Source organism: Sinorhizobium numidicum (assembly GCF_029892045.1).
GTDB lineage: Bacteria > Pseudomonadota > Alphaproteobacteria > Rhizobiales > Rhizobiaceae > Sinorhizobium > Sinorhizobium numidicum.
Genome location: NZ_CP120367.1, coordinates 834,390 through 859,702, shown reverse-complemented (window position 1 = coordinate 859,702; position 25,313 = coordinate 834,390). Strand labels below are relative to the sequence as shown.

The window sequence follows — 25,313 nt, the reverse complement described above, 5'->3', positions numbered from 1 at the left end:
CACATCTGAGATTAAAGATCATCCATCCGCTGATTTCATCGCCAAGTGTGTGATGGATGCATTTTCCAGGCTGGGGAAGCGGTCATCTCAAAGAGTCGCTAAAGTACGGTTCGGCACCGTTCCTCCATAGAGCTGCTGAATACGCCACTTGTTTTCCAGCGAGATGATGACGTCTTCGCTGAAATCCACCCCATGGATCGCGGCAACCTCGGGAAATCCACCGGGCGTGAAGACGTTGGCTTCCAGCACCTTGTTGCCGACGATATCGAGCCCCACCAGAAACATGCCATCCGCTATCAGTTTTGGGCGGAGCTTTTCCGCAATGGCCAGTATTTGCGGTGTGATCGTGGCTGGTTCCGCCGTTCCGCTGACATGCATGTTCGACCTGACGTCGCCTTTGGCCGGCACGCGCCGGAAAGCGGCATGAATGCCGTTGCGCTCAAGCGGCCTACCATTCATGAGGAAGAAACGAATATCGCCGCCAACCGCCTCGGGCAGATAATCCTGGGCGATCAGATATCCCGCACCGCTCGCGACCTCGAAAATCTGGTTGAGGTTGGCCTCGCCGCTGGACCTGATCTTGAAGACATTTTTGCCGCCTGACCCCTGCAGCGGCTTCAGCATAACGCCATCCGGGTGGTCATCGATGAAGGTGCGGATCTCCTCGATGCTCCTCGAAATTAAAGTGGTGGGTCGAACAATCTCGGGAAATCCCTGAAAATAAAGCTTGTTTTGCGCAAGCGCGAGGCCGTCGGGATCGTTAACAACGATGACGCCTCGGGCTGCGGCCAAGCGTCCGAAGTTGGTTCCGACGTACACCGCCCACGGACGTTTGTCCGCATCCTCGGAGGGATCGTTCCTCAGAAAAAGCACCTGGACGTCGCGCATGTCGATCGTGCTGATCTTCGCTTGCTCCCCTTTCAGAGCGCTGAGCAATGTCTCCGGCTTCTTCGGTTTTGAACCGCTCAAGGTCGTAGCGCGCACCAGCAGACCGTCGTCGGGGCGCAACACGAAATCTCCGGGCGTGACGTAACAGATCTCATGACCGCGCGCGAGCGCGGCCAAGGCAAGCGACGTCGTCGTGTAATACGTGGTCTCGCCTTCAATGGAGTTGACGAAAAAGGCGATCCGCATTTGCGGCTCCTATGGTTGCAGCATGTCGAGCGGCGACATTCCCGCATGCGCTCTGGCAAGCCGCGATGGCGCTTCCGGATAGTCTAGAAATATAGGGCGCACCGCCGGCCCACCAAGCAGACCGCGGGCGTTCAGCTCCTGCATGACTGCGAAATGGGAGGCGGCGATTTTCCCCATCCAGAAGGGCTCCAGCGCCCCGCCGTCTGCCAGGTGCTCGAGGAGTTGAAGTAGCCCGCGCAGGTAAATCGCATCCTTGACGAGGCCGCCGCCGCGATAGACCCGCAGGACCACATTGAAGGCATCCGATTTCAGGAAGCCATGATCATGCACCAGGAGACGGTAGGCTTCCGGCAACGACGCACCGTCGAGCATGGCAGCACAGGCTACCACGCGGGCGGCAATGAGACGCAATCGCTCGCCCGTCATGCCGCCGGACAAATATTCCGCAAAGACCGCCAGTCCCTCCTGCATGCCTTCGTATCCCGCGAGACCCGAACGAAAAAGACGTAAGCCTTGGGCCGATCCGTTGAAATAGGTTAAAAGATGGACGCCGACTTCATGGCTTAAAATCGCTTCGACCCGATCTGCCTCCATGACCGTGCTTCGGGCGACCAACAGCCGCTGTCCCGACACTAGCAACCCTGCGGGGAGGTCGTCGCGCACCTCCACGCAAGCCTCGAATCCGGCGTAACGCCGCCCATATTCGGCAACCATCTCGCGTGCCTGTTTCTCGACGAAATAGCAGTCCGCACGCCGTTCGGTGAGCCGCGCGTCGGTTTCTGCTTCTCCTGCGCCATCGCTGCTACGCGCCAGAATGTCGTCTGCCGTGTGCATCAGCCCCGACTCGACGGGTCCGTAGAGGGCGCGGCCGAATTCGATGAACTTTGCGGTATCACGGGCGGAAAGCATCGAGAGCTGCAGATCGAGTTCTTGCTGCTTTTCACGATAGAGATGATAGAGGACGGGATCCTCGAGGTGCTCGAAGGGGATCGAGAAGAGCTTTCTCTTCGCGGCCTCCACCTGCAGCGTCAAAGGCCGGTAGAGAAACCGCGGCGCACGCTCATAATCGCCCGCAGCAAATTCGCTCCAGGCAGCGTCGGCGTTTATCGGCGTGACAGCCAGAAGAAAATCAAAGGTCGACGCCACCTCATCGATGCTTCGATCGGTGCGCACCACGGCATCGATGAAGGCCTTCCTTCCAAGCGCACGATGCGTCGTAATCGACATGCTTTCCGTAGCCGTGACGAAGGCAGCGAAGGCTTGCAGGCCGGCATCGAACATACTGGCGATTAGGCGCTCGCGTATCTCAGGATAGATTCCGCCGGAGTCGCGCTGCCGGTAGATCGGCGCAAACCTCACGGCCATGTAAGGGAAGGGCACCTCCAGCGTTCCGACGTCGGTTGGCGGACTATCCGCCCATTCGCGGAATTCGACGCGCGGCGTCCGGAACTTGCCCTTTACCGCTTCGGCCGCGTTGACGAACGCCCGCGCAGCGGCACGGATCTCCGGTTCCCCGCTGGCGGTGACTTCGATCTTGAAGGGCGGCAGGTGGGGGGCCTTGTCCGTCAGAAGTTCGTCCCGGGCGAGTTCACCCATTTCGAGGACCATGAATGCCCCGAGGCGACGGCTCAGCAGCCTACCGACCGCAATCACGATGGGAATGGCCGTGGCCGCGTCAGGCCCGATGAGATAGGAGGCATTCGCCTGAGCGATTTCGCGGGCGACCGCCCCTCCCGTGTCGCTGGAAATGTGAATGCAGATAAAGGGAAGCTCCCGATCGATATGGAGGCGCCCGCCGTTTGCGAGCTCCTTTCGCACGGCTTTGCCTTCTTCGATCGCCGTCAAGACCTCTGGCAGCCAATCCGGGCTCGCGTCTGCAAAAGCGACTGCGCTCGCCGGCTTCATCGCTGCGCTCCCAAAGCCTCGACCAGCGCCGGCAGCGTCAATAAAATCAGATTTCTGAGGGCTGCAAGGGCTTCGATGTGCGGTTCGCCCGTCCATTCGTCCATGAAGAATTTCTTGAATTCGACTGCGATCGCGCAGCCGGTCTTCGGAAAGCGTTCATGGATGAAGCGGACCTGTTCGCCGCGTCCCTGAAAGGCGATGTTTTCGCGCACATCGAGCGGTCCACCGGGGAAATCGAAGGAGCGAAGCGCCTCGATGAAGCTGTCCAGGACGGGCGCCCATCTTCGGCGGTCCATCGAGAATGTACCGATATTGATATCGGGCGCTTCTGCAGCAGTAGTCGGCTCTGCCTCAAGGCCGGCGCGCCTGTGGTTGTAGCTGTGCACGTCGAGAACCACGAAGCGTCCGTGACACCGCTCGATCCCCGCGAGAAACGATGTCAGCATCGCATAATACTCGTTATGCATAGCAAGCGAGGCTTCGATCACGTCCGGGGGCAGGTCGGCGGCCCAGACGTTCAGTCCCCAGGCCTGTTCCGGCCGCACGTAGATGGCTCCGCTGCGCGGTCGATTGATGTCGACCTCAAATCGGGATCGATGAACGACGATCCGGTTCGGAACGTCGCGAATGATGAACTCGGTGAATGGATCTTCCTCTCGCAGCCGCTCTTCGTCGGAGAGGGCAAGCAGGTTCTTCACCTCGTCCCGCGCCGCGTGACCGTTATGGATCGCGGTGGCGACGACGGGCGAATCACCGCGGTGCTGCGTCCACCATTCGCCGGCGACAGGCAGGCTCAAAACCACGTTCGGATCAAACGATACGTTCATATCCCATCGGTTCCACCGCCCTGCAATGCCGCGCCGCATCCGCGCTGAGGCTTTCACCACTGCTGGTCCAGGTACGGTCGACCATGCAAGATTTACGGCTTTTCCTCATGCGCGATTGATCGTCGGCAAAAATAGCTCCACCTCGCGCTGCCTCTCGGGGGCAAGCGGCTCCACGTTCCTCTTCCAGAACGCCTCGGCTTCCGCTGGCTCCGGCTCCCAGCTTCTGATGGATACCTGATTATCGTCGATCGCTACCCGGCGATGGCCGCCGAGACGTAGATATTCCTCTGCCAATCTGCGCGCGTTCGTCTGTTCCATGGCCGTTACTCCAGGTCTCATTCCCGGAAACTCCAACTCGCCACCTCAACACTACCAATCGGAAACGCTCCGGGCGCCCGGACGTTCCCGGGAGATGCTATTTCGAACTTTATAAACGTTTTGAATTGCCTATGCGAGAATTCGGTCTCGCAGCGGCAGGTCTTCAACGCGCCGGAGGTCAAGCTGCCGCGATCATTTCCGGATTTCGCGGCCCGTCATCCCGTAATTGGACGCGTTGCGCCTTCTTTTGCGACGCTCCAGCGACCGCGCTGCGTCGCGCCACCCTGAGCTCAGGGAGCGTCGGCTGCCACCAACCCCGCGAGCGTTCCAAGGGGTTTGGTTCGCGGCGTGCGGGCCAAGTTGCGACAAGCTCCGACAGGGTAGCTGGCCGCCAGCTCCCCCACACATAGTCAAGCCCATGGATCGTATGCGGGTAGAAGGCCTCAAGCGCCGAGGATTCGGCCACTTCACCTGAAATGTCGATGAAGACGACGATGCCGTATCGCTCCGTCGATACGGGGCGATCTATCGGCGGCAGTGTTTCGGCGAGCAGCGGATAGCGATGGCGGCGGCGCTCGGCAGAACGCGCCCGGGCGGCCTTCTGCGCTTCGGAGTTCTTCTCCGCCTCGCGCCGTCTTCGCCTCTCTTCAGGCTCGCTGCGTCGAGCTGCCTCTTCGATCTTATTCCAACGGCGGCGCAACTCCTCATAGGACCGAAACGGCACGTGCCAAACCCGTAATTCCTCGTCCCAATGGGCGAAGGGGACGGCACGCAGCTCTTCGATAACCCTCTTCGAATAGGGTGTGCGAACGCGCAGGTCCTCGCCGATCTCGAGGTAGGGACTTGTGATCGGATCGAACGCATAGGCGTCGCGGCCCTTGAGGTCGCCATGCACATCTAGCCGTTCGGCCTCTTGCGCCAGCCAGCGTTCGATTCTGCGAGCGGCGGTCTTGCCCGGGACGAACCAGCTCTTGCGCTCGTCACTCCATCTCGCGCGTGGAAAAGCCTCTCGAAAGCGCTCGATCGTCATCCGGTCATACGGAAAGGCGGCCGAAGCACCAGGCGCTTCTTCCTCCCGGCGAGCAGACCGATGGTTGTTGTCCACCATAAGCTTGTAGCGCGCATACTATCTCGCGATAGAAACGTGTGCCCGCCCTGTTGGTTCACCGTCCGGATACGGAGCGGAGCTGAAGTCGCTATCACGGTTTCGCGCCAGATAGGAAAATCTGGCAGACGGACGCTTCGCTGCACGGGAATACCGTTCAACGAAGCAACGTGAACTGCGCAAGCACGAGCAGCCGGGAGCGATAAACCGTCAGTCCGGCATGACCACGAGCTTGCCGACGAAGTTCTTCGCCATGAAATCCGTCTGTGCCCGATGGAATTCCGACAAGGGATAGACGCCGCCAACAAGTGGGCGGATCTTTTTCTCCTCGATATATCGCACCAGCCGCCGGAAATCGGCGCGGCTGCCCTGGCTTGATCCGTGCAGCTCCAATTGCTTCAGATACATCGTCCTGAGATCGAGCTGCACGACAGGACCGGCGATAGCCCCTGCGGTGGTGTAGCGGCCCTCCGGGCGGAGGATCTTCAAGAGATCGTTGAAAAGAGGACCACCTACGAGATCGGCAACTACATCGATCGGTTGACCTCTCACCGCCTCATGCACGGCCTTAGCGAGATCGCCACGACCGCGCGTAACGACGGCCTCGGCGCCTATATCGAGCATGGCGGCTTCCTTGCCGGGACCCGCTACGGCAATCGGAATGGCGCCGCGGGCGCGGGCGAGCTGAATGATCGCGGAACCTACGCCGCCGGATGCGCCGGTGACGAGAATTCGCTCGCCAGCCGAAAGCCTCGCTCTTTCCAGCATGCGTTCGCCAGTCAAGTAGGCGCAGCAGAAGGTCGCGAGCTCGATATCCGTGAGGTCGGTTGCGACCACATGAGCGTTCTCGGCGGGCAATGCCATGTATTCGGCATAGCCGCCGTCGCGGCCATGGCCCATGTAGTCGATGTCGGCCAAACTGTCGTCGTCGCGGTTGTAGATCGAGAAATCGACCATGACGCGCTCGCCTATGCGGGCCTCGTCGACCCCGTCACCGACAGCCACGACGTGTCCGACGGCGTCGGTGCCCTGAATTCGCGGGAACGTGAGCGTGTTGCCCTGCCGCCGCCAGGTCGAGACAGCGGACGGATCATCCTCCGTCCCATAGGCGCCTTGGCGCACCCAGACATCGGTGTTGTTCATGCCGCAGGCGGTAACCCTGATCAGGACCTCGCCTGCCTCGGGAACCGGCACGGCGACGTCCCGGCGATAGACAAGCTTGTCCAGTCCGCCATGTCCCGTCAATTGGACGGCGGCCATGGTCTTCGGAACAGAATGCATCATGTGCGTTCTCCTCAGCGGCCGAGTACGAACTGGACCGCGTCGGCTGCGGCTTTTACAACGATATCGGCCTCCTCCCGTGTCAGACATAGCGGCGGAGCGAAGCCTAGAATATCGCCCTGCGGCATGGCGCGGCCGATGACACCGCGCTCGGCAAGCGCCGTCGCCACTTGCGGCCCGATTTTTCGGGCGGGATCGAAGAACTTGCGATCGTCGCGATCCTCCACGAATTCGATCGCCGCCATCAATCCGTCGCCACGCACCTCGCCGACGTTGCGATGATCGCCGACGGCCCTTTGCAGTTCCGTCCGGAAATAGGTACCCGTCGAACCGGCATTCTCTACGATACCGAGTTCGTCGATCAGCTCGAGATTGGCGATGCCGGCCGCGGCACAGATCGGGTGTGCGGAATAGGTCCAGCCATGCCCGATCGGACCAAGCTCGTCGGAACCCCGCACCAGCACCTCCCAGACCTTGTCCGACACGATCGTTCCGGAAAGCGGCGCATAGGCCGAGGTCAGTCCCTTTGCGATGGTGATGAGATCCGGCTTGATGCCGTAATGATCGGAGCCGAACATGCTCCCAAGACGGCCGAAGCCGGTCACGACCTCGTCAGCGACGAGCAGGATATCGTATTTTTCGAGCACCGCCTGAATCTTCTGCCAGTAGCCCTTCGGAGGCGGCACGATGCCACCGGTGCCAAGAATCGGCTCGCCGATGAAGGCGGCGATCGTATCCGGTCCCTCGGCGACGATCATCTCCTCCAGTTTGTCAGCGCAATATTGGGAGAACTGCTCTTCGCTCATCGAGCGGTCGGGACGGCGGAAATAATAGGGCGCTTCCGTATGCAGGATCGGCGCGCGCGGCAGGTCGAAGGCATTGTGGAAGAGCTGCAGGCCGGTCAATGAGCCGGTCATCACGCCCGAGCCGTGATAGCCCCGCCAGCGCGAGATGATCTTCTTCTTCTCCGGCCGGCCGAGGATATTGTTGTAATACCAGATCAGCTTGATGTTGGTTTCGTTGGCATCTGAACCGGAAAGCCCGAAATAAACGCGGGACATGCCCTGAGGCGCCCGCTCGATGATCATCTTTGAAAGCCGAATGGATGCCTCCGTGCCGTGGCCGACATAGGCATGATAATACGCAAGATTCTTTGCCTGCTCTGCGATCGCCTCGGCGATCTTCTGGCGGCCGTAGCCGACATTGACGCAGTAGAGACCCGCGAAGGCATCAAGGCTCCGCTTTCCTGCAATGTCAGTGATGTAAACGCCTTCGCCGCCGCCGATGACGCGGGTCGGGGTCTCGCCGCGCGCGTGCGTCCCCATGTGGGTGGACGGATGGAAGAAGTGATCGCGATCCCAGGCGGTGAGTTCGTTGCTTCTTTCGAGCATGGTCTTTCCTTTCGTCAAATCAGGGTCAGGCGGCGGTGTCGATGCAGAGATATTTGAGTTCGGTGAAGGCCTCCATGCCGTGCCGGGAGCCCTCGCGACCGAGTCCGGATTGCTTCCATCCGCCGAACGGTATCGGTCCGCCGGTGATCTTCACCCGGTTGATCGCGACCATTCCGTATTCGAGGGCCCGGGCAAGCCGCATCTGGCGGCCCCCGTTTTCCGTAACGACATAGGCAACAAGCCCATATGCGGTATCGTTGGCTCGGGCGATCACTTCTGCCTCGCTGTCGAAGGCGGTGACGGCAGCGACCGGGCCGAATGTCTCCTCGCGCATGATCAGTGCGTCATCCGGCACATCGCTCAACAGTGTCGGCGTGAAGAACAGCGGCCCTGCAGGATGACGCTTTCCGCCGGCCAGAAGATTCGCGCCCCGCTTCAAAGCGTCTGCTATCTGCTCCTCGACCTTGGCGACGGCGCGCGCGTGCATCAGCGGGCCGATATCCGTGCCTGGCTCAAGCCCGGAGGCCACCTGCAGGCGAGCAATGCGCGCGGCGAAAGCCTCGTTGAAGGATTTGAGGATCGGCCGCTCGACATAGATGCGGTTGGCGGCAAGGCAGTCCTGTCCGGAGGTCGCAAACTTCGCGGCAATTGCAATATCCGCCGCCTTCTCCACATTGGCATCAGCAAAGACGATCAGCGGCGCATGACCGCCGAGCTCCATGACCAGCCGTTTCATCGTCGGAGCACATTGGCCCGCAATCAGCTTGCCGATTTCAGTTGACCCAGTGAAGCTCATGGCGCGCACGCGGGCATCCTCGCTCATCCGCCCGACGATCGTCGCGGCATTGCCGGTGACGACGTTGAAGACACCGGCCGGAAGGCCGGCGCGTTCACCGAGTTCAGCCAAGGCGAGGGCAGAGAGCGGCGTCTCGGAGGAGGGGTGCGCAACCACAGTGCAGCCGGCGGCAAGCGCTGCCGCCGCCTTGCGCGTGATCATTGCGGAGGGAAAGTTCCAGGGTGTGACGACGCCGACGACGCCGAGCGCCTCACGGCGGACGATCATTTCTGCACCGGCGAGATGGCTCGTCACGCTTTCGGCGTTGAGACGTTTGCCTTCCTCCGCATACCACTCGATGAAAGAGGCCGCGTAATCGATCTCGCCGCGCGACTCGGCGAGTGGCTTACCCTGTTCCAGCGTCATCAGGAGGGCAAGGTCCTCGCGGGCCGCGAGCATCAGGTCGTGCCACTTGCGCAGGATCGCAGCGCGCGCTTGCGGGAGCATGTCGCGCCAGGATCTGAACGCCTTTTCCGCAGCGTCGATCGCTTGCGATGTCTGGGCGGCATCGAGCGCAGCAACGAAAGCGAGCGTCGCGCCGGTTGCCGGGTCTCGCACTTCCAGGCTCTTGCTGTCACCTCCAGCGATCCAGCGGCCGCCGCTATAGGCGAGCTCCCGCAGCAGTTGCCGATCGTTCAAGTGCTTCAAGGCGTCATGAAAGGTGGTGCGCGCGAAAACGGCGTTCATCTCGGATCTCCTCGTCTGTTGCGAACAGATTGGCATCGTCGCTGCGAGAGATTGTCCATTCAGTCGCTATGCGAGAGAGACTTTGACCAAAGAAGCGTCTCTCGCGAGAGAGATTGTCTAGTGCGTCAGCGGCAATAGCGTGCCGAGCGGTAGCACGGTCTCCTCCTTGACCGTCTTCGTGACGATGTAGGTGAAATAGCGCTCGATGCCGAGTTCGCGCTCGAGCAACTCGTCGACCAGCCGCTGATACGCGTCAATGTCTGATGTAACGACCTTGAGGAAATAGTCGACGCCACCGCCGACCGACCAGCAGGAGACGATCTCGGGAATTGCGGCGACGGCGCGCTCGAAACGGTCGAAATCCGCTTGCCGGTGGTTGCCGAGTGTAACCTCCACCATCACGCTGGCCACTGGTGCAACCCGGCGCAGGGCGACGCGCGCATGATAGCCGGTGACGATGCCGGCCTTTTCCAGTTTTCTGAGCCGCATCCAGCAAGGCGTGGGCGACAGGCCAGCCTTCTCGGCGAGCGCCAGCTTGGTGATGCGCCCATCAGCCTGGATCGCCTCCAGGATCCGCAGATCGATCGCGTCAAGTTTCATGCGGATGCCTTCCGTCGATCCCCATTCAGGTCAAAGTTCGGGAAAAGACATTGGGTGTTCATTTTTGCATTGTCAATTGAGCTGATTTTCATCAGTGTTTAAATCATGACAAATTGGATGCCCGACACCGCTCAGTTGCGCCGCCCGGCCTATCTATCGCTGGCCGAACAGTTTGCCCGCGCCATTCAGGAGGGCAGGCTTCAGAACGGTACGCGGCTGCCCACGCACCGTAAGCTCGCCGACGATCTTAAGCTCTCCGTGCAGACGGTGAGCCGCGCCTATGATGAGCTTATCCGACGGGGGTTAATCTCGGGCGAGGTTGGCCGGGGCAGCTTCGTACAAACGCGGCCGCGGGAGCCGGAGCCGCCCTATCTGCCGGAGCGGCTCGGCGAAGTGATCGATTTATCGATCCTCAAGCCCGTTTGCGAACAGATCCATCTCGAAAAGATGCGTCAGGCGTTCGCCTGGCTTGCGGAGAACCTGCCGCCGAGTTCCGCTCTTTCCTTCCGGCCAAACATGGTGTTCCCGCGCCACCGCAATGTCGCGGCTGAATGGCTTTCACGCTGCGGCCTTGATGTTTCGCCGCTCAATATCAGCCTCACAAACGGCGCGACGTCGGCCATGACGGTGGCGCTGATGAGCGTCGCACCGCCGGGTTCAACAATCGCCACCGAGGCGATCAGCCATCACACGCTGGTGCCGCTTTCGACCTATCTCGGCATTCACCTGGAAGGTCTGCCGATCGACCACGACGGCATGATGCCCGAGGCCCTGGACGAGGCATGCCGGAAAGGCGTCATTCGCGCCATTTTCCTGCAGCCATCGGTGATCAATCCGACCGCGACCCTCATGAGCGCCGAACGGCGCGCCGCGTTGGCGGAGGTGGCACGGCGGCATGACATCGCCATCATCGAGAATGATATTCTGGGCCCGCTGGTCGAAGGGCGCTTACCACCCGTTGCCGCCCTGGCGCCTGAACGCACGCTCTATGTTACGAGTTTCACCAAGATAACGGTTCCGGGGCTCAGGATCGGTTATCTTGCGGCGCCCGACCGCTACGTTGCGGCCGTCGCCAACCGGCATCTCGTATCGAACTGGATGGCGACACCGTCGATCGCCGAGATCGCCACGCGCTGGGTGAGCGACGGCACTGCGATGGAACTCGTCAATTGGCAGCGCCGGGCTCTTGCCGCTCGCCATGCGATCGCCGAGGAGACGCTCGGCAGTCTCGCCCATCGCACCCACCCGCAGAGCCTGCATCTTTGGCTGCCGCTGCCCGAGGGGCACTCCGAGGACGCCTTTGTCTCACAGGCGCGTCTGCGCGGGGTTGCAATCGCACCGGGCGCCTCCTTCCGCACCGCTGACAGCGGCTGGCGCCCGGCAGTCCGCATATCGCTCGGCTCGACCACCGAGCAGGAACTGCGCACCGGTCTCGGTATCGTCGCATCACTGGCACTCGGCGATCCGGAGGCATTGCTGCTCGTGATTTGAGGACGATGCCCAAGCTTTGGGCATCGACAGAATAATTGTCATGATATTATTATTATAATTGACATGATTTCGGAAGCGGACCATCGTTAGGACATTGCCTGTCTCAAAGGGAGAGAGACGCGAATGCCCGAGCCGATCATCCGCATCGACAATATCGTCAAGAGGTACGGTCCACTGACCGTGCTTGACGGCCTGTCCATGGAGGTGATGCCGGGTGAAAAGCTCGCCCTCATCGGCCCGTCCGGCTCGGGCAAGACAACCATCCTTCGCATTCTGATGACGCTGGAAACGATCAGCGACGGCTTCATTCAGGTCGATGGAGAGCAGCTCTACCACATCAAGAAGGGGGGCAGCCTTGTGCCCGCCGACGAGCGGCATCTTCATAAAATGCGTGAGAAGATTGGCATGGTCTTCCAGCACTTCAATCTGTTTCCCCACAAATGCGTGCTCGACAATGTGACGCTGGCGCCGATGCTGACGAAGGGCATGGCGCGCGCGGCAGCCGAGAGGCGGGCGATGGAACTTCTGGACATGGTCGGCATGGCCGATAAGGCGAAGAGCATGCCGGCGCAGCTTTCCGGCGGACAGAAGCAGCGCGTCGCCATTGCCAGGGCGCTGGCGCTGTCGCCGAAGATCATGCTGTTTGACGAGGTGACCTCCGCCCTCGACCCGGAATTGGTCGAGGAGGTCTTGAACGTCATGCGCAAGCTTGCGGCTGAGACGGATATGACGATGCTTCTCGTCACCCATGAAATGGGCTTTGCCCATGATTTCGCAGACCGGGTGCTCTTTTTCGATCGCGGCAAGATCGTCGAGGAGGGCAGGCCCGAGGATATTTTCCGGCATCCCAAGCAGGAGCGCACGCAAACCTTCCTGCGCAAGATCATAGCGGCAGGGCACCGCGTCTGACCGTAGGGCCGACATTGCCTCAAAACAAAACAGCAAGAGAACAACAGAGGAGTTGGGAACAATGAAACTGAGACAATTCATGGCAATGGCGGCAGGTGCCACGGCGTTGATGGCAGTTGCTGCGGCCACACCTGCTGCGGCAGATGAAAACAAGCTGGAGGAACTGAAGGAACAGGGCTTCGCGCGTATCGCCATCGCCAACGAGCCGCCCTTTACGGCAGTCGGGGCTGACGGCAAGGTCTCCGGTGCTGCGCCGGATGTTGCCCGAGAAATCTTCAAGCGGCTTGGCGTTCCGGACGTCGTCGCTTCCATCTCCGAATATGGCGCGATGATCCCGGGTCTGCAGGCAGGCCGGCACGACGCAATCACCGCCGGTCTCTTCATGAAGCCGGAGCGTTGCGCGGCCGTTGCCTATTCCCAGCCGATCCTCTGCGATGCCGAGGCCTTTGCGCTGAAGAAGGGCAATCCGCTCGGGCTCAAGAGCTATAAGGACATCGCCGACAACCCGGATGCGAAAATCGGCGCACCCGGCGGCGGTACCGAGGAGAAGCTCGCGCTCGAAGCTGGCGTGCCGCGCGATCGCGTCATCGTCGTGCCGGATGGCCAGAGCGGACTGAAGATGCTGCAGGACGGCCGCATCGACGTCTATTCACTGCCGGTTCTCTCGATCAATGACCTCGTCTCCAAGGCGAATGATCCGAACATCGAAGTGGTGGCGCCGGTCGAAGGTGCGCCGGTCTATTGCGATGGCGCCGCCTTCAGGAAAGGCGACGAGGCGTTGCGCGATGCCTTCGATGTCGAACTCGCCAAGATGAAGGAGTCGGGTGAGTTCGCGAAGATCATCGAACCCTACGGCTTCTCGGCCAAGGCCGCGATGTCGACCACGCGCGAGAAGCTCTGCGCCGCGAAGTAGGTTTGAGCCACCCATCTGCCCTCCCTTCGCACTAGCGGAGGGAGGCGCACTTGGCACGCAAGCGAAACAAATCCGACTGGAATAATTGAACGATGATCGACTGGTCCGGCTATATCGGATTGATCCTGCAGGGCGCATGGGTGACTGTTCAGTTAACCCTGATGGGCTCGGCGCTCGCCGTCGTGGTGGCCTTCGCAGCCGGGCTAGGCCGCCTCAGCCGCTTTATGGCGGTTCGCGCGCTTGCCACGACCTATATCGAGTTCTTCCGCGGCACCTCGATTTTCGTCCAGCTCTTCTGGGTTTATTTCGTCCTGCCGTTTGCCGGCATCACGCTGACGCCCTTGCAGGCCGGAGTGCTGGCGCTCGGCCTCAACGTTGGCGCCTATGGCGCGGAAGTCGTGCGGGGCGCGGTGAAGGCGATCGGCCGAGAGCAGCGAGAAGCCTGCATTGCACTCAATCTCACGCGCAGCCAGGCGATGCGTCACATCATCCTGCCGCAGGCGCTGCCGTTGATGTTGCCGACCTTCGGCAACAACGCGATCGAGCTTTTGAAGGGAACCGCCGTCGTCTCCCTGATTTCGCTCACCGACATGACCTTCCAGGCCCAGGTGGTGCGTGCGCAAACCGGCAGCACGTTGATACCGTTCGCCACGATCCTGGTGCTCTACTTCGTCATGGCCTGGCTGATTTCCCTCGGGATGCGCTGGCTGGAACGGCGCGCGAGCCGCGGCCTCGAAGGTGTGAGGGCCTGATCATGGAATGGGATTGGGAATTCGTCCGGCAGATCATGCCGACCCTCATAGAGGGGCTGAAGATCACCATCATTGCGACCGTACTCGGCGCCGCTGTCGCCGCGGTAATCGGCCTAGTCTTCGCGATCCTGCGCATGACCGCGCCTGCGCCGATCGCGCGTGCCACCAGCTTTGCGGTCGAGTTCATCCGCGGCACGCCGCTGCTCGTGCAGCTTTATTTCATCTTCTATGTGCTGCCTGACATTGGCATCCGTTTGCCGGCCCTGGTTGCCGGTGTCATCGGCCTCGGCATCCACTACGGCACCTATGCCGCCGAGGTCTATCGCGCCGGGATCGAGAATGTTCCGCGTGGCCAATGGGAGGCGGCGAAGGCAACGAATCTCACCGCACCTCAGACATGGGTCCATGTGATCCTGCCGCAGGCGATCCCGCCGATGATCCCCGCGCTTGCCAACTATCTGATCGCCATGTTCAAGGAGACACCGCTGCTGTCGGCAATCACAGTGCTCGAACTCATGAACCAGGCAAAGAGCATCGCCAACAGCAATTATCGCTACATCGAACCAATGACATTGGTGGGCGTGTTCTTCCTGATCATGAGTCTGATCTCGGTCTTCTTCCTGCGCTGGCTGGAAGAGCGCTACGCCCGGGTGGAAGAACGCTGATGATGGAAAAACCTGCCGCCCTTTCGCTCGCGGCGCGCACACCGCGCCTTGATCATCGGCCGCTCGACAAGCGCATCGGCCTCATCATTCTTGCCACGGACCATACGACGGAAGTGGACTTCCAGCGTTTGGTGGCGTCGGATCGCATCGGCATCTATGTCGCGCGCGTCCCCTACGCCAACCCGGTCACGCCGGAGAACCTCCGGGCGATGCAGCCTTCCCTGACGGCGGCCGCAGCGCTGATCCTGCCAGGTGAGGCGCTCGACGCCGTCATGTATTCCTGCACCTCGGCCTCCGTGGTTATTGGTGACAAGGAGATCGCCGCAGCGATCAATGCCGCCAAGCCGGAGGCGGCCGTGGTGACACCGACGGCTGCGGCGGTCAAAGGCTTGAGGGCCTTGGGCGCCAAGCGCATCTCGGTGCTGACGCCCTACACGATCGAGACCAGCCGGCCGATGGCGGACTATTTCGCCGCACTCGGCTTCGAGGTCGATAAGTTCACCTGCCTGGGCTTGGCCGACGACCGGGAGATGGCGCGGATCGCGCCCGACGAGATCGTCGCCTTTGCGAGGGAAGCGACGGCGCCAGAATCCGATGCCCTCTTCATTTCCTGCACTGCCGTTCGCGCGGCGGGCGTCATTGCCGAAATCGAGGCGGCAATCGGCAAACCCGTCGTAAGCAGCAATCTCGCCACGGCCTGGGCCTGCCTTCGTCTCTGCGGCGACCAGGAAGCGCGGCCGGCGCTCGGCCGGCTGATGGCACTGCCGCTGGAGGGGGAATGGCCGTGAGCGTTTCTCTCCCCGTGACAATCGATGACATCGAAGCTGCGGCGCGCCGCATTTCCGGCCGCTTGCTACGCACGCCCTTCGTCGCTTCGGCATCGCTCAGCAAACTCTGCGGCGTCACCGTTGGGTTGAAGCTCGAGCATCACCAGGCGACTGGCAGCTTCAAGCTGCGCGGCGCCACGAATGCGGTGCTTTCGCTTTCTGCCGAAGAGAGGGCACGCGGCGTGATTGCGGCCTCCACCGGCAACCACGGACGCGCGCTTGCCCATGCGGCCAAGGCCGAAGGCTCGCTGGCGACGATCTGCATGTCGCGCCTCGTGCCTGAGAACAAAGTGTCGGAGATCCGTCGCCTTGGCGCCGATGTTCGTATCGTCGGCAAGTCCCAGGACGAGGCGCAGGAGGAGGTCGAGCGGCTCGTCGCTGAAAAGGGTCTCGTCATGATACCGCCCTTCGATCATCCGGCGGTGGTCGCAGGGCAGGGGACGCTCGGACTCGAGATTATCGATGAGATGCCCGATGCTGGCACTGTGCTCATACCCGTTTCGGGCGGAGGACTGGGGGCCGGCGTGGCCGCGGCGATCAAGGCGCGCAAGCCGACGACACGGATTATTGGCCTGACGATGGAGCGCGGCGCGGCGATGAAGGCGAGCTTCGCCGCCGGCAAACCGGTGCTCGTCGAGGAACGGCCAAGCCTCGCCGATTCGCTCGGTGGCGGCATAGGGCTCGACAATCGCGTCACTTTTCAAATGTGCCATGCGTTGCTCGACGACATTGTTCTGCTCACGGAAGCCGAGATCGCCGCCGGCATGCGCCATGCATATCGCCAGGAGCGGGAGATCGTCGAGGGAGCGGGCGCCGTCGGCATTGCGGCGCTCCTCGCCGGCAAGATCAAAAACATTGACGGCCCGGTCGCCGTGATCCTTTCCGGCCGCAATGTCGACATGGACCTGCATCTGCGCGTGATGAACGGCGAAACGGATCCCTTTCGCGAGGAGGCAGCGTGACACGGATGAAGATCTTGACCGAAAGGGAGCTGCGCACGATCGTGCCGCTCGACAGCGACGCGGTCGCCTGCGTTGAGAATGCCTTCCACGCGCTCGCCACGAAGGCCGTGGCGATGCCGCCGATCCTGCGGCTCGATATCCCGGAGCATCGCGGCGAAGTGGACGTGAAGACGGCCTATGTGCCAGGCCTAGAAGGTTTTGCGATCAAGATCAGCCCCGGTTTTTTCGACAATCCGAAGATCGGCCTGCCGAGCACCAACGGCATGATGGTGCTTCTGTCGAGCCGAACCGGGCTCGTGCAGGCGCTGTTGCTCGACAATGGCTATTTGACCGATGTGCGCACGGCGGCAGCTGGCGCGGTTGCGGCCAAGTATTTGTCGCGGGAGGACTCTTCCGTCGCGGCGATCTTCGGCGCAGGCATGCAGGCGAAGCTCCAGCTCGAAGCATTGGCGCTCGTGCGGCCTATACGTGAGGCCCGCATCTGGGCTCGCGATGCAGTCAAGGCGGAAGCGGCAGCACATGAGCTTGCCGTCAGGCTCGGATTTGCTGTGAAGGCGGAGGTCGATCCGAAGGTGGCGATCTCGGGCGCCGACATCATCGTCACCACCACGCCATCGGAAGCGCCGATCCTCAAGGCCGATTGGCTGCAGCGGGGTCAGCATGTCACCGCCATGGGCTCCGATGCAGAGCACAAGAACGAAATCGATCCGGCCGCGATTGTCGGGAGCATCTATGTCGCCGACAGCCTCAAACAGACGCGCCGGCTTGGCGAGCTGCATCACGGGATTGCCGCCGGCCTCGTGTCGCCTGACGCGGATTTCGCGGAGCTCGGGCAGGTGATCGCCGGCGTAAGACCCGGACGTACGAACACCCAACAGGTCACGATTGCCGACCTGACCGGAACCGGCATTCAGGACACCGCTATCGCCACGCTCGCCTTCGCGCGGGCCAATGCGGCAAACGCCGGAACGACTTTCGAAAGCTGAGACCGGCCCAGCCGGGAAAAACGAGGGAAGAAACATGATCCAATCCAACCTCAAATTCTCCCTTGGGGAATATGAAGCGCGGCTCAAGAAGACCCGACAGGCTATGGAAGCAAAGTGCGTCGAGCTCTTGATCGTCAGCGACCCTTCCAACATGGCCTGGCTCACAGGCTATGACGGCTGGTCCTTCTATGTGCACCAGGCTGTGATCGTGCCGCCTTCGGGCGAGCCGATCTGGTTCGGTCGCGGCCAAGACGCCAACGGCGCCAAGCTGACCGCCTATCTCAAGCATGAGAACATCATCGGCTATCCCGACCACTACGTGCAGTCGACCGAGCGCCACCCGATGGATTATCTCTCCGGCGTCCTCGCGGATCGCGGCTGGGGTTCGCTCCGGATCGGCGTCGAGATGGACAATTACTGGTTCTCGGCGGCCGCCTTCGCCTCGCTGCAGAAGCATTTGCCGAATGCGCGCTTCACCGATGCAACCGCGCTCGTCAACTGGCAGCGCGCGGTCAAGAGCGAGACCGAGATTCAATACATGCGCAACGCCGCCCGCATCGTCGAGACCATGCATGCGCGCATTTTTGAGAAGATCGAAGTCGGCATGCGCAAATGCGATCTGGTCGCCGAAATCTATGATGCTGGCACCCGCGGGATCGACGGAATCGGCGGCGACTACCCGGCGATCGTGCCGCTGCTGCCTTCAGGCAAGGAGGCTTCGGCGCCGCACCTGACCTGGGACGACCGGCCGATGAAGAGGGGAGAGGGGACCTTCTTCGAGATCGCCGGCTGCTACAATCGCTATCACGTGCCGCTGTCGCGCACTGTCTTCCTCGGCGAGCCGACGCAAGCCTTTCTGGATGCAGAAAAGGCGACACTCGAAGGCATGGCGGCTGGGCTCGCCGTCGCCAAGCCGGGCAACACCTGCGAGGACATCGCCAATGCCTTCTTCGCCGTTCTGAAGAAATACGGCATCGTCAAGGACAACCGCACCGGCTATCCGATCGGGCTCTCCTATCCGCCGGATTGGGGCGAACGCACGATGAGCCTGCGGCCCGGCGACAAGACGGAACTGAGACCTGGCATGACGTTCCACTTCATGACCGGACTCTGGCTTGAGGATATGGGCTTCGAGACGACCGAGAGCATTCTCATTACGGAAACCGGCGTCGAATGCTTGGCCGACGTGCCGCGCAAGTTGATGGTCAAGGACTGAGAGACATGGCGGATCAGCACTTGCGGCCATCGCCGATCAGCGCCACCGTCGATTTCGAAGCGGATGGCGTGCAACATGGTTTCCTGCGCCTGCCTTATAGCCGCGACGATTCGGCCTGGGGCTCGGTGATGATCCCGATCACCGTCGTCAAGAACGGGGAGGGCCCGACAGCCCTCCTGACGGGTGGCAATCATGGCGATGAATATGAGGGCCCGATCGCGCTTTTCGATCTGGCGCGTAAGCTCGATCCCGCCGAGGTGCGGGGGAGGGTCATCATCTTACCGGCGATGAACTATCCCGCCTTCTTGGCGCAGACCCGGACATCGCCGATCGACAAAGGCAATATGAACCGCAGCTTCCCGGGCAGGCCGGACGGCACGGTGACCGAGAAGATCGCCGATTATTTCCAGCGTGTCCTGCTGCCGCTCGCGGACATCGTTCTCGACTTCCATTCCGGCGGCAGGACCCTCGATTTCCTGCCCTTCTGCGCAGCGCATATCCTCTCGGACAAGGCTCAGGAGGCTAAGGCCTTCGAATTCGTCCGGGCATTCGGCGCCCCCTATTCGATGAAGATGCACGAAATCGATGCGGTCGGCATGTACGACACCGCTGCCGAGGAGATGGGCAAGATCTTCATCACGACGGAGCTTGGCGGCGGCGGTTCAGCAACAGCCAGATCCGCAGCGATCGCCAAGCGCGGAACGGCGAATGTCCTGCGGCACGCGGGCATCATCAAGGGCGACGTCGAGGCGCAATCGAGCCAATGGCTCGACATGCCGGGGGATGACTGTTTCGCTTTTGCCGAGGAGGCCGGGCTGGTTGAGTTCATGATAGACCTTGGCGAAGCGGTCGAACGCGGTTCCGTGATCGCGCGGATCTATCCGACCGGACGAACGGGCGCCAAGCCGTCGGAGGTGAGCGCCAAGATGGACGGCCTTTTGGTCGCACGCCACTATCCGGGGCTGATCAAGCCGGGCGATTGCTGCGCCGTTTTGGCGGTTCTGGTCTAAGAAGACGGTGTTAGTTCAGTCTTGAGGTAACACGGAACATCCCGTCATTCCCTATGTTCGGGCCCTATGTTCGGAGACGTTAAGTCAGGTTCTCGGAGCGGAGCTAACCCGCACTGCTTCGGCGAGCTTGAACGTTAGCGATGTCGATGGGCCGATGCTGGGCGAGCGCGCGCCTCTGTCCTTGCTCGTAGCCAGCCGTTGGCTAGAGGACGGTACGGCGCAAGCGACCTCAAAGCGCAGGTCACAGAACTGCGTGCCCGCGGCGCGCTGGTGTCCACGTTGCTCTCCGGTCACTCCTTCGCAGCCGATCCTCGCTGCATGTTCATATGGCTGCGCTTGCCGGCGCCTTGGCGTTCGGAAGATTTCACCGCCAATCTGCGTGCCCATGGCGCTGGCGTCATGCCCGCAAGCGCCTTCGCCTGTGATCGTCAGCCCGTTGAGCACGCAGTACGGATAAACATCGGCTGCGCCTCGTCGCGCGAGGAACTCGCAACAGCCTTACGGATTGTAGCCTCGACCTTGGCCGACCACCCACGGGCATTGATCGGGCACGCATGAAATGAACATGACGAGGCCCAGCGAGCGCGGCCCCTTGCAGGAAATCCGGGGAGCTTATCGAACAATCCCGAGCTTCTTCCAAAAAGATGCGGTTTCGGGCATGTAGCTTTTGAAACGAACGAGCGTATGGACCAGAAACATCGAGGCTCGCGGGCTATGACCGGCGTACTTTAGCTGGCGCCGGCCCCGTATGGAGCTAGTTTCAATCTAAGGTCGTTAGCCTCTCAGTATCACCGGCCATGAAATGAAGAAACTCCTCGAGGTTTGTCCATCCATCGCTATCACTGTCCTTTTGGCCATCGTTCGTGTTTGTCGGGTCCATGCCGTTTTTGACTTCCCAATCATCTGAAATGCCGTCGATATCACCATCGGGATACGGCACCCCACCAGCAAGCTCCGGCCATCCACCGACGAACTTCGGATCCGTTTTGAGCAATCGCCCGCTGCGATTTTTGACTTCCTCAATGATGCGTCTATCGACTGTATCGCGTTCAGGCTTTGTTGCACCGGCATTCGCCAGGACGCTTTCGTAGGCACTCAGAGGCGCGGAGGTACGGATCGTCGGCGCATCAAATGGTGTTGCCGCAACAAACCGTCTCTGATCCTCGGCTACGACTAAGCTGTCATCCTGGTCGGCTTCAGTACGATAAGGTTCGTCGTAGTTATCCTTGAGATAAATTGAGTGCCCAAGCCCGCTTTCATCGAAAATATGCACCATGTGATCGTCCAGTAATTTCTCTCCTGCAATCTTGTAGTTGCCGATTACATTGGCGTGGATATGACCCCATTCATCGCCAAAGCTTACGACATATTCCCACTTTGGCGAGAAAAAAACATTGTTCACGATATCGGCAACTGCGCCGGGGATTTTCATTTTTACCTGTGGATTTCTGAACTTGCCAAAAGCAAAGAGGGAGTGGTGCACGGAGATGTTGCCACCCTTGGTGAACAACATGTTGCGGGCGCGGTTCTTTTTCCCCGGCCCACCTCGCAGGAGCGGCTCGCTCGTAATTCCCCACTGCCAAGTGAAATCAGTGGCATCTTCCGAATCGATCGTTTCGTCGGATCCCCAACTGGCCGAGATATGATCAAGCATGATATTTTTCGCCGCCTCAGAGTACAGTCCGAGGCCCCCGGAACAACAAGTCTCACGCGCATGCGGACCAGGGCGAAGTCGAATGTGTCTGATGATCACATCATTGGTCAAAATTTCAATTGAAGGACGGAGTTGTGTCTCACCGTTCCGGATAGCGATCCCGCCGCCAGGCGCTGTCTCTCCGGCAATGGTTAAGAACGGATTTCGAACAACCAGCGAGGCCTCGCGAAGAACAATGGTACCGCCCGTGCGGAAAATACAAATGCGCGGCCCAGACGCTTGGATGCAGTCACGCAAAGAACCTGGGCCCGATTCGTTCGTGTTAGTGACATAGATCGCTTTTCCCCCTCGGCCGCCTAGAGAACCGGCACCGAAGCCTTCGGCGGTAGGGAAGGCGCGTTGTCTACCGTCTGGAAGCGTAGCTGAAAGAGGCTCATCGAGTACCGTTGCAGCCTGGGCAATAGCTCCCCGCGGATGCCCGATCCATGATCCGCAGAGCAGCCCCGCCAACATCAGACAGCGAGCGACCGTTAAACGATGTGCATTTACATTACGCGACTGAGTCATTTTTCTCATGCCCTTGTGCCACCAAGTCGAAGCTGAAAATTCATCTTTCCCGAGTGTAATCGCCAGTGGCAGGTGCTCGGAGGCGCTGGGTTCGCAGAGTCACGACGAATGTCGCCGCTGGCTGTTATGTCGTTCGAGATCTTCGCGAAACCGCTAAATAGGCAACCAGCATATGACACCCCGCCGAAGAGATGATGCCGACTGCTCAAAGATAGCCGTAGCGTCTGAGCATCCAGCCGCACAGCCGCTGAAAGGAAACCTGCTGACCGGCTGGCATGCGTGTTCGCCACGACTCGTCCTTAGTGAGTGCGATCGATGGCTTCATACGCAATCGATTCCCTGCGACCTGGTGTCCCGGCCCCATGGGCTCCCCGTTTTGCAGAGATGAACCGATTTGACTTAAGTCAAGCTCAAGAAATGTCCCGATTTGCTGCATAACTGCAACCGGATTAGACGCGAAATCCTCATATCTCACTCGCATGACCTTTTGTGGGCCTAACTTTCGCGATAGATATTCGACTGCCAGATTGACTATGCTCCATCGCAAAGCTGTCCTGAATACAGATTTTGGTTTGATCTCGTTCTGCAAACCCGATTTTGTGTCACGCTCATAACCTTTCAGCAATGACCAGGCCACTCCGCGCCCGTCGCGCACCAGATGGATGACACGCATGTCAATTCCCGGGATCTGCGCAAGCGCCATCGCTCTCCCCGGCAGCTTCGAAGAGTCGAGAATCAACTGCTTGCCAGAACACGACAGCATTGCGTTGAATAGACGTTTTGTGTGAAGGGCATATGGCGTAAATTGCTTTCCGAGCCCAATACCATAAAGTACTTTTATGAAAACGGGCAATCCTTCAAACCTTTGTTGAAGTGCGCAATACTCCGACATAAGTTCAGAATCCCAACCTTCGGACCACTCTTGTAAAACTGCACTCCAGAAGGAGCAGTCGCGAGTTGTCTTGCCGCACGCACAATATTCATTGTGGCGCCAAACGTGCCGTGTAAGCGACGTTATTTCCCCCGCTCCCACCACGGCAGTATGCTGCCCCAATGCAATGTCGAGTATAGTCGATCCGCTGCGTCCGTAACCTGCAATATAGACGGCGCGAACTGATTGCGAGGGCATCATATCAGCCTTCCTCTTGCTAGTGCCTTTTGCGTGGTGTTGAGCTTGGCTTCCAATTTCCTTTGCCTGTGCGCATGCGATGCTGGGCATACGCACCGGAATAACTCTTATGTTTCGCCTGCTGATCACTGGCGCGGCTACCCGGGTCAGCAACGAAACATGTCTGGCCGATGGTCGTCACGAATATTCGTTGCCGTGGCCGCCAATATAATCCGGTCCTATCCAAATGCCTCGCCAATTACTGCCGCACCGCCTTCGATTCTTCCGGATCGGCAGAAACGGAGTCGTCACACCCTCACCGAGGACGTGACACACAGACTGCACCGAATAGCTGTCATTTCCATTTGCGCCGCGAATTGACCGCCTATGTACCTGCCCTGGCTCGTCTACGAATGAAATAAATGAAACAAAAGATATCAATCCAACGTCAGCTTAACAATCCGATCGGGTTTGCTGTCGATCGTGCTGAACTTACTTCATTATAATCTCTACGCCAACCTTGTATATTCCGGGATGGAGGCTTTTCTGGCCGGCTTGCCAGACCGACCGAGTTCCACACTTCCTTATGGCACCAAAGATCGACACTCGTTGACCCGATATATTGCAAAAGTCGGAAAAACCATCCAGACTGAATTGGGTAAGATCACCCAGGTGCCCGTATCGCGTAGCGACTACGATTTTTTCCGATGGAGAACGCCAAGCATGAGGGAAGGCGGCAATCAAGTGGTTGTGTGCTTTCCTTTTATAGGAGACTTTGTTGGCGGGAGCCACATGTCCGCACTTGGCTTAATACGAAATCTCCCCAGCTCGCGCTTCGTGCCATTGGTTGTGCTGCATCATACGGATGGGCCAGTTGCAGATCTGTTTCGTCGAGAGGGTATCGATTTTGAAGCCGCTCCGGTTTTAAACCGTTTGGAGCGGGCGGGCGCGCGCAACGCCACGGCAGTTGTCAATGTAGCGCGAACTGTTCCTGCACTTGTGAGATTTTTGAAAGGCAAAAGTACCGCAATAGTGCACACAAATGACGGTCGTACACATCTCGTCTGGGGTCTTGCAGCACGCCTCGCTGGATCGAAACATCTCTGGCACCACCGCGGCGATGCATCTTCATTTGGGTTGCGCCGCATTGCGCCCTGGCTGCCCAGCCGTCTAGTAGCCGTATCGAAATTTGCATCGCCTCGCCCTGGGCTTTTCTCAGCTGCGGGCAAATGCAGTGTCGTTCATAGTCCATTCGACGTTATGAAAATGACCGGCATCGAACGCGAAGACGCTCGCAACAAAGTGGTAGCTGCGATTGGGTGTTCGCCCGAAACAAGGCTTCTCGGATATGTGGGAACCTTGGTGGATCGCAAGCGGCCAATCTTGTTTGTTGAGGCCATTGCGGCCCTACAGCGGTTGGCGCCAGAGATCAAAGTTGCGGGTCTGTTCTTCGGGAACGCGTTCAACGGACTTGATGATGCTGCAAGGTCGCGCGCCGAAGCGCTTGGAGTTGGTAGATCCATCCACTTTATGGGTTTTCGCTATCCGAGCGAACCCTGGATGGCAGGGCTAGATGCTCTTCTAGTAACGGCCGTGAATGAACCTCTGGGAAGAACGCTCGTTGAAGCAATGTTGTTAGGCACACCAGTCATCGCGGCCAACTCAGGTGGAAATCCAGAAGTGGTTGAAGACGGAGAGACCGGCATGCTCGTTCGCCCAGATGATCCCGACGAATTCGCCAAGGCCTGTTTAAAACTATTCAACAATGCTGCCTATCACCGTCACATCGTGGAAACAGCCGGTATCGAAGCACGCGCCCGCTTCAGTGTCGAGCGTCACGTGCACGCAATTACCTTGGTATACGAAGAGCTCATGGGTGGGTTTCGACAATATCCAGTGCTCTGAGCGAATACACTCCCATGCCTGTGGTCAAAATTGGGATGGTGTGTGAGGCGATAGTGTCAGAGACCGGTCGGGTAACGGCACCTCAACGTCATTTTGGCGGCTATTTTCGCAAATTGCACATTTCATCTATCAGTGATTGAGCGTGCTGTTTCTACGCGGGCGTTTTAGCGCGCTATGCGACTTTGCGGTTTTCTGATCAGTGATGCTTCCGACTGACAGCGGCCGGAATAAACGCCGCCGTAGGAGGTAAGTTCCACCTCTGGAG

The 25,313-nt window shown here is 59.9% G+C and carries 23 protein-coding genes; 12 read left to right on the top strand and 11 right to left on the bottom strand.

Annotated features, from left to right (window positions below; all coding sequences use genetic code 11):
* Positions 1-87: 87 nt before the first annotated feature.
* From PYH37_RS04140 to PYH37_RS04100, 9 genes are all read right to left on the bottom strand, one after another.
* Complete coding sequence (locus PYH37_RS04140; RefSeq protein ID WP_280732159.1) at positions 88-1,134, bottom strand: glutathione synthase; 1,047 nt, start codon at positions 1,132-1,134, stop codon at positions 88-90.
* 9 nt (positions 1,135-1,143) lie between these two features.
* Positions 1,144-3,039 carry a flavohemoglobin expression-modulating QEGLA motif protein gene (locus PYH37_RS04135; protein WP_280732158.1) on the bottom strand — a complete coding sequence of 632 codons (1,896 nt, stop codon included), beginning with the start codon at positions 3,037-3,039 and terminating at the stop codon, positions 1,144-1,146.
* On the bottom strand, positions 3,036-3,866 hold the full coding sequence (locus PYH37_RS04130; RefSeq protein WP_280732157.1) for an N-formylglutamate amidohydrolase: 831 nt from the start codon (positions 3,864-3,866) through the stop codon (positions 3,036-3,038). The genes PYH37_RS04135 and PYH37_RS04130 overlap by 4 nt, the downstream gene beginning before the upstream one ends.
* Before the next feature lie 105 nt (positions 3,867-3,971).
* The gene (locus PYH37_RS04125) at positions 3,972-4,184 is read right to left on the bottom strand and encodes a hypothetical protein (protein ID WP_280732156.1); all 213 of its coding nucleotides are present in this window, start codon (positions 4,182-4,184) and stop codon (positions 3,972-3,974) included.
* A gap of 178 nt (positions 4,185-4,362) precedes the next feature.
* Positions 4,363-5,292: a hypothetical protein gene (locus tag PYH37_RS04120; RefSeq protein ID WP_280732155.1), complete on the bottom strand. Its 930-nt coding sequence runs from the start codon at positions 5,290-5,292 to the stop codon at positions 4,363-4,365.
* A 207-nt stretch (positions 5,293-5,499) separates the two neighbouring features.
* The gene (locus PYH37_RS04115; protein ID WP_280732154.1) at positions 5,500-6,573 is read right to left on the bottom strand and encodes an alcohol dehydrogenase family protein; all 1,074 of its coding nucleotides are present in this window, start codon (positions 6,571-6,573) and stop codon (positions 5,500-5,502) included.
* Between the two features lie 11 nt (positions 6,574-6,584).
* The gene (locus PYH37_RS04110; RefSeq protein WP_280732153.1) at positions 6,585-7,961 is read right to left on the bottom strand and encodes an aspartate aminotransferase family protein; all 1,377 of its coding nucleotides are present in this window, start codon (positions 7,959-7,961) and stop codon (positions 6,585-6,587) included.
* Positions 7,962-7,986: 25 nt separating this feature from the next.
* Positions 7,987-9,483 (bottom strand): NAD-dependent succinate-semialdehyde dehydrogenase, encoded by a 1,497-nt coding sequence (locus tag PYH37_RS04105; protein ID WP_280732152.1) that lies wholly within the window; start codon positions 9,481-9,483, stop codon positions 7,987-7,989.
* 117 nt (positions 9,484-9,600) lie between these two features.
* Entirely contained in the window at positions 9,601-10,083 is a 483-nt protein-coding gene (locus PYH37_RS04100; protein WP_280732151.1) for an Lrp/AsnC family transcriptional regulator, read from the bottom strand.
* A gap of 105 nt (positions 10,084-10,188) precedes the next feature.
* On the opposite strand from PYH37_RS04100, the gene ehuR reads away from it, so the two are divergent.
* The 11 genes from ehuR (at position 10,189) to PYH37_RS04045 (ending at position 20,372) form a co-directional block, all read left to right on the top strand.
* Positions 10,189-11,574, top strand: a complete 1,386-nt coding sequence (gene ehuR / locus PYH37_RS04095) for a MocR-like ectoine utilization transcription factor EhuR (protein WP_280732150.1) — start codon at positions 10,189-10,191, stop codon at positions 11,572-11,574.
* Between the two features lie 123 nt (positions 11,575-11,697).
* Positions 11,698-12,483: an ectoine/hydroxyectoine ABC transporter ATP-binding protein EhuA gene (gene ehuA / locus PYH37_RS04090; protein WP_280732149.1), complete on the top strand. Its 786-nt coding sequence runs from the start codon at positions 11,698-11,700 to the stop codon at positions 12,481-12,483.
* A gap of 61 nt (positions 12,484-12,544) precedes the next feature.
* Positions 12,545-13,396, top strand: coding sequence for an ectoine/hydroxyectoine ABC transporter substrate-binding protein EhuB (ehuB, locus tag PYH37_RS04085; protein ID WP_280732148.1), 852 nt, complete (start codon positions 12,545-12,547; stop codon positions 13,394-13,396).
* A gap of 92 nt (positions 13,397-13,488) precedes the next feature.
* Entirely contained in the window at positions 13,489-14,148 is a 660-nt protein-coding gene (ehuC, locus tag PYH37_RS04080) for an ectoine/hydroxyectoine ABC transporter permease subunit EhuC (protein ID WP_280732147.1), read from the top strand.
* 2 nt (positions 14,149-14,150) lie between these two features.
* Entirely contained in the window at positions 14,151-14,813 is a 663-nt protein-coding gene (gene ehuD, locus PYH37_RS04075) for an ectoine/hydroxyectoine ABC transporter permease subunit EhuD (RefSeq protein ID WP_280732146.1), read from the top strand.
* 2 nt (positions 14,814-14,815) lie between these two features.
* On the top strand, positions 14,816-15,601 hold the full coding sequence (gene eutA, locus PYH37_RS04070; RefSeq protein ID WP_280732521.1) for an ectoine utilization protein EutA: 786 nt from the start codon (positions 14,816-14,818) through the stop codon (positions 15,599-15,601).
* The gene (eutB, locus tag PYH37_RS04065; protein ID WP_280732145.1) at positions 15,598-16,602 is read left to right on the top strand and encodes a hydroxyectoine utilization dehydratase EutB; all 1,005 of its coding nucleotides are present in this window, start codon (positions 15,598-15,600) and stop codon (positions 16,600-16,602) included. Before eutA ends, eutB begins: the two co-directional genes overlap by 4 nt.
* Positions 16,599-17,588: an ectoine utilization protein EutC gene (gene eutC / locus PYH37_RS04060; protein ID WP_280732144.1), complete on the top strand. Its 990-nt coding sequence runs from the start codon at positions 16,599-16,601 to the stop codon at positions 17,586-17,588. The genes eutB and eutC overlap by 4 nt, the downstream gene beginning before the upstream one ends.
* Positions 17,589-17,622: 34 nt before the next feature.
* Entirely contained in the window at positions 17,623-18,804 is a 1,182-nt protein-coding gene (doeA, locus tag PYH37_RS04055) for an ectoine hydrolase DoeA (RefSeq protein WP_280732143.1), read from the top strand.
* A gap of 5 nt (positions 18,805-18,809) precedes the next feature.
* A complete protein-coding gene (gene doeB, locus PYH37_RS04050; RefSeq protein WP_280732141.1) occupies positions 18,810-19,814 on the top strand; it encodes a N(2)-acetyl-L-2,4-diaminobutanoate deacetylase DoeB in 1,005 nt (334 codons plus the stop codon).
* Between the two features lie 198 nt (positions 19,815-20,012).
* Positions 20,013-20,372, top strand: a complete 360-nt coding sequence (locus PYH37_RS04045; RefSeq protein WP_280732140.1) for an aminotransferase-like domain-containing protein — start codon at positions 20,013-20,015, stop codon at positions 20,370-20,372.
* Positions 20,373-20,574: 202 nt separating this feature from the next.
* Here the strand turns inward: PYH37_RS04045 and PYH37_RS04040 are convergent, their stop codons facing one another.
* Together PYH37_RS04040 and PYH37_RS04035 are read right to left on the bottom strand one after the other, a co-directional pair.
* Positions 20,575-22,044, bottom strand: a complete 1,470-nt coding sequence (locus PYH37_RS04040) for a pectate lyase (protein ID WP_280732139.1) — start codon at positions 22,042-22,044, stop codon at positions 20,575-20,577.
* A gap of 196 nt (positions 22,045-22,240) precedes the next feature.
* Positions 22,241-23,167: a sulfotransferase family protein gene (locus PYH37_RS04035; RefSeq protein ID WP_280732138.1), complete on the bottom strand. Its 927-nt coding sequence runs from the start codon at positions 23,165-23,167 to the stop codon at positions 22,241-22,243.
* Positions 23,168-23,866: 699 nt separating this feature from the next.
* Here PYH37_RS04035 and PYH37_RS04030 point away from each other — a divergent pair.
* Complete coding sequence (locus tag PYH37_RS04030; RefSeq protein ID WP_280732520.1) at positions 23,867-25,048, top strand: glycosyltransferase family 4 protein; 1,182 nt, start codon at positions 23,867-23,869, stop codon at positions 25,046-25,048.
* Positions 25,049-25,313: the final 265 nt, after the last annotated feature.

Bases quoted from the DNA above. Each gene is read 5' to 3' on its own strand.
- ehuA (WP_280732149.1), top strand. From the start codon at position 11,698: ATGCCCGAGCCGATCATCCGCATCGACAATATCGTCAAGAGGTACGGT.
- ehuD (WP_280732146.1), top strand. From the start codon at position 14,151: ATGGAATGGGATTGGGAATTCGTCCGGCAGATCATGCCGACCCTCATA.
- eutA (WP_280732521.1), top strand. From the start codon at position 14,816: ATGGAAAAACCTGCCGCCCTTTCGCTCGCGGCGCGCACACCGCGCCTT.
- doeA (WP_280732143.1), top strand. From the start codon at position 17,623: ATGATCCAATCCAACCTCAAATTCTCCCTTGGGGAATATGAAGCGCGG.
- ehuR (WP_280732150.1), top strand. From the start codon at position 10,189: ATGACAAATTGGATGCCCGACACCGCTCAGTTGCGCCGCCCGGCCTAT.
- PYH37_RS04115 (WP_280732154.1), bottom strand. From the start codon at position 6,573: ATGATGCATTCTGTTCCGAAGACCATGGCCGCCGTCCAATTGACGGGA.
- PYH37_RS04105 (WP_280732152.1), bottom strand. From the start codon at position 9,483: ATGAACGCCGTTTTCGCGCGCACCACCTTTCATGACGCCTTGAAGCAC.
- PYH37_RS04140 (WP_280732159.1), bottom strand. From the start codon at position 1,134: ATGCGGATCGCCTTTTTCGTCAACTCCATTGAAGGCGAGACCACGTAT.
- PYH37_RS04030 (WP_280732520.1), top strand. From the start codon at position 23,867: ATGAGGGAAGGCGGCAATCAAGTGGTTGTGTGCTTTCCTTTTATAGGA.
- PYH37_RS04120 (WP_280732155.1), bottom strand. From the start codon at position 5,292: ATGGTGGACAACAACCATCGGTCTGCTCGCCGGGAGGAAGAAGCGCCT.
- PYH37_RS04135 (WP_280732158.1), bottom strand. From the start codon at position 3,039: ATGAAGCCGGCGAGCGCAGTCGCTTTTGCAGACGCGAGCCCGGATTGG.
- PYH37_RS04035 (WP_280732138.1), bottom strand. From the start codon at position 23,167: ATGATGCCCTCGCAATCAGTTCGCGCCGTCTATATTGCAGGTTACGGA.
- PYH37_RS04110 (WP_280732153.1), bottom strand. From the start codon at position 7,961: ATGCTCGAAAGAAGCAACGAACTCACCGCCTGGGATCGCGATCACTTC.
- PYH37_RS04100 (WP_280732151.1), bottom strand. From the start codon at position 10,083: ATGAAACTTGACGCGATCGATCTGCGGATCCTGGAGGCGATCCAGGCT.
- ehuB (WP_280732148.1), top strand. From the start codon at position 12,545: ATGAAACTGAGACAATTCATGGCAATGGCGGCAGGTGCCACGGCGTTG.
- PYH37_RS04125 (WP_280732156.1), bottom strand. From the start codon at position 4,184: ATGGAACAGACGAACGCGCGCAGATTGGCAGAGGAATATCTACGTCTC.
- ehuC (WP_280732147.1), top strand. From the start codon at position 13,489: ATGATCGACTGGTCCGGCTATATCGGATTGATCCTGCAGGGCGCATGG.
- PYH37_RS04130 (WP_280732157.1), bottom strand. From the start codon at position 3,866: ATGAACGTATCGTTTGATCCGAACGTGGTTTTGAGCCTGCCTGTCGCC.
- doeB (WP_280732141.1), top strand. From the start codon at position 18,810: ATGGCGGATCAGCACTTGCGGCCATCGCCGATCAGCGCCACCGTCGAT.
- PYH37_RS04040 (WP_280732139.1), bottom strand. From the start codon at position 22,044: ATGAGAAAAATGACTCAGTCGCGTAATGTAAATGCACATCGTTTAACG.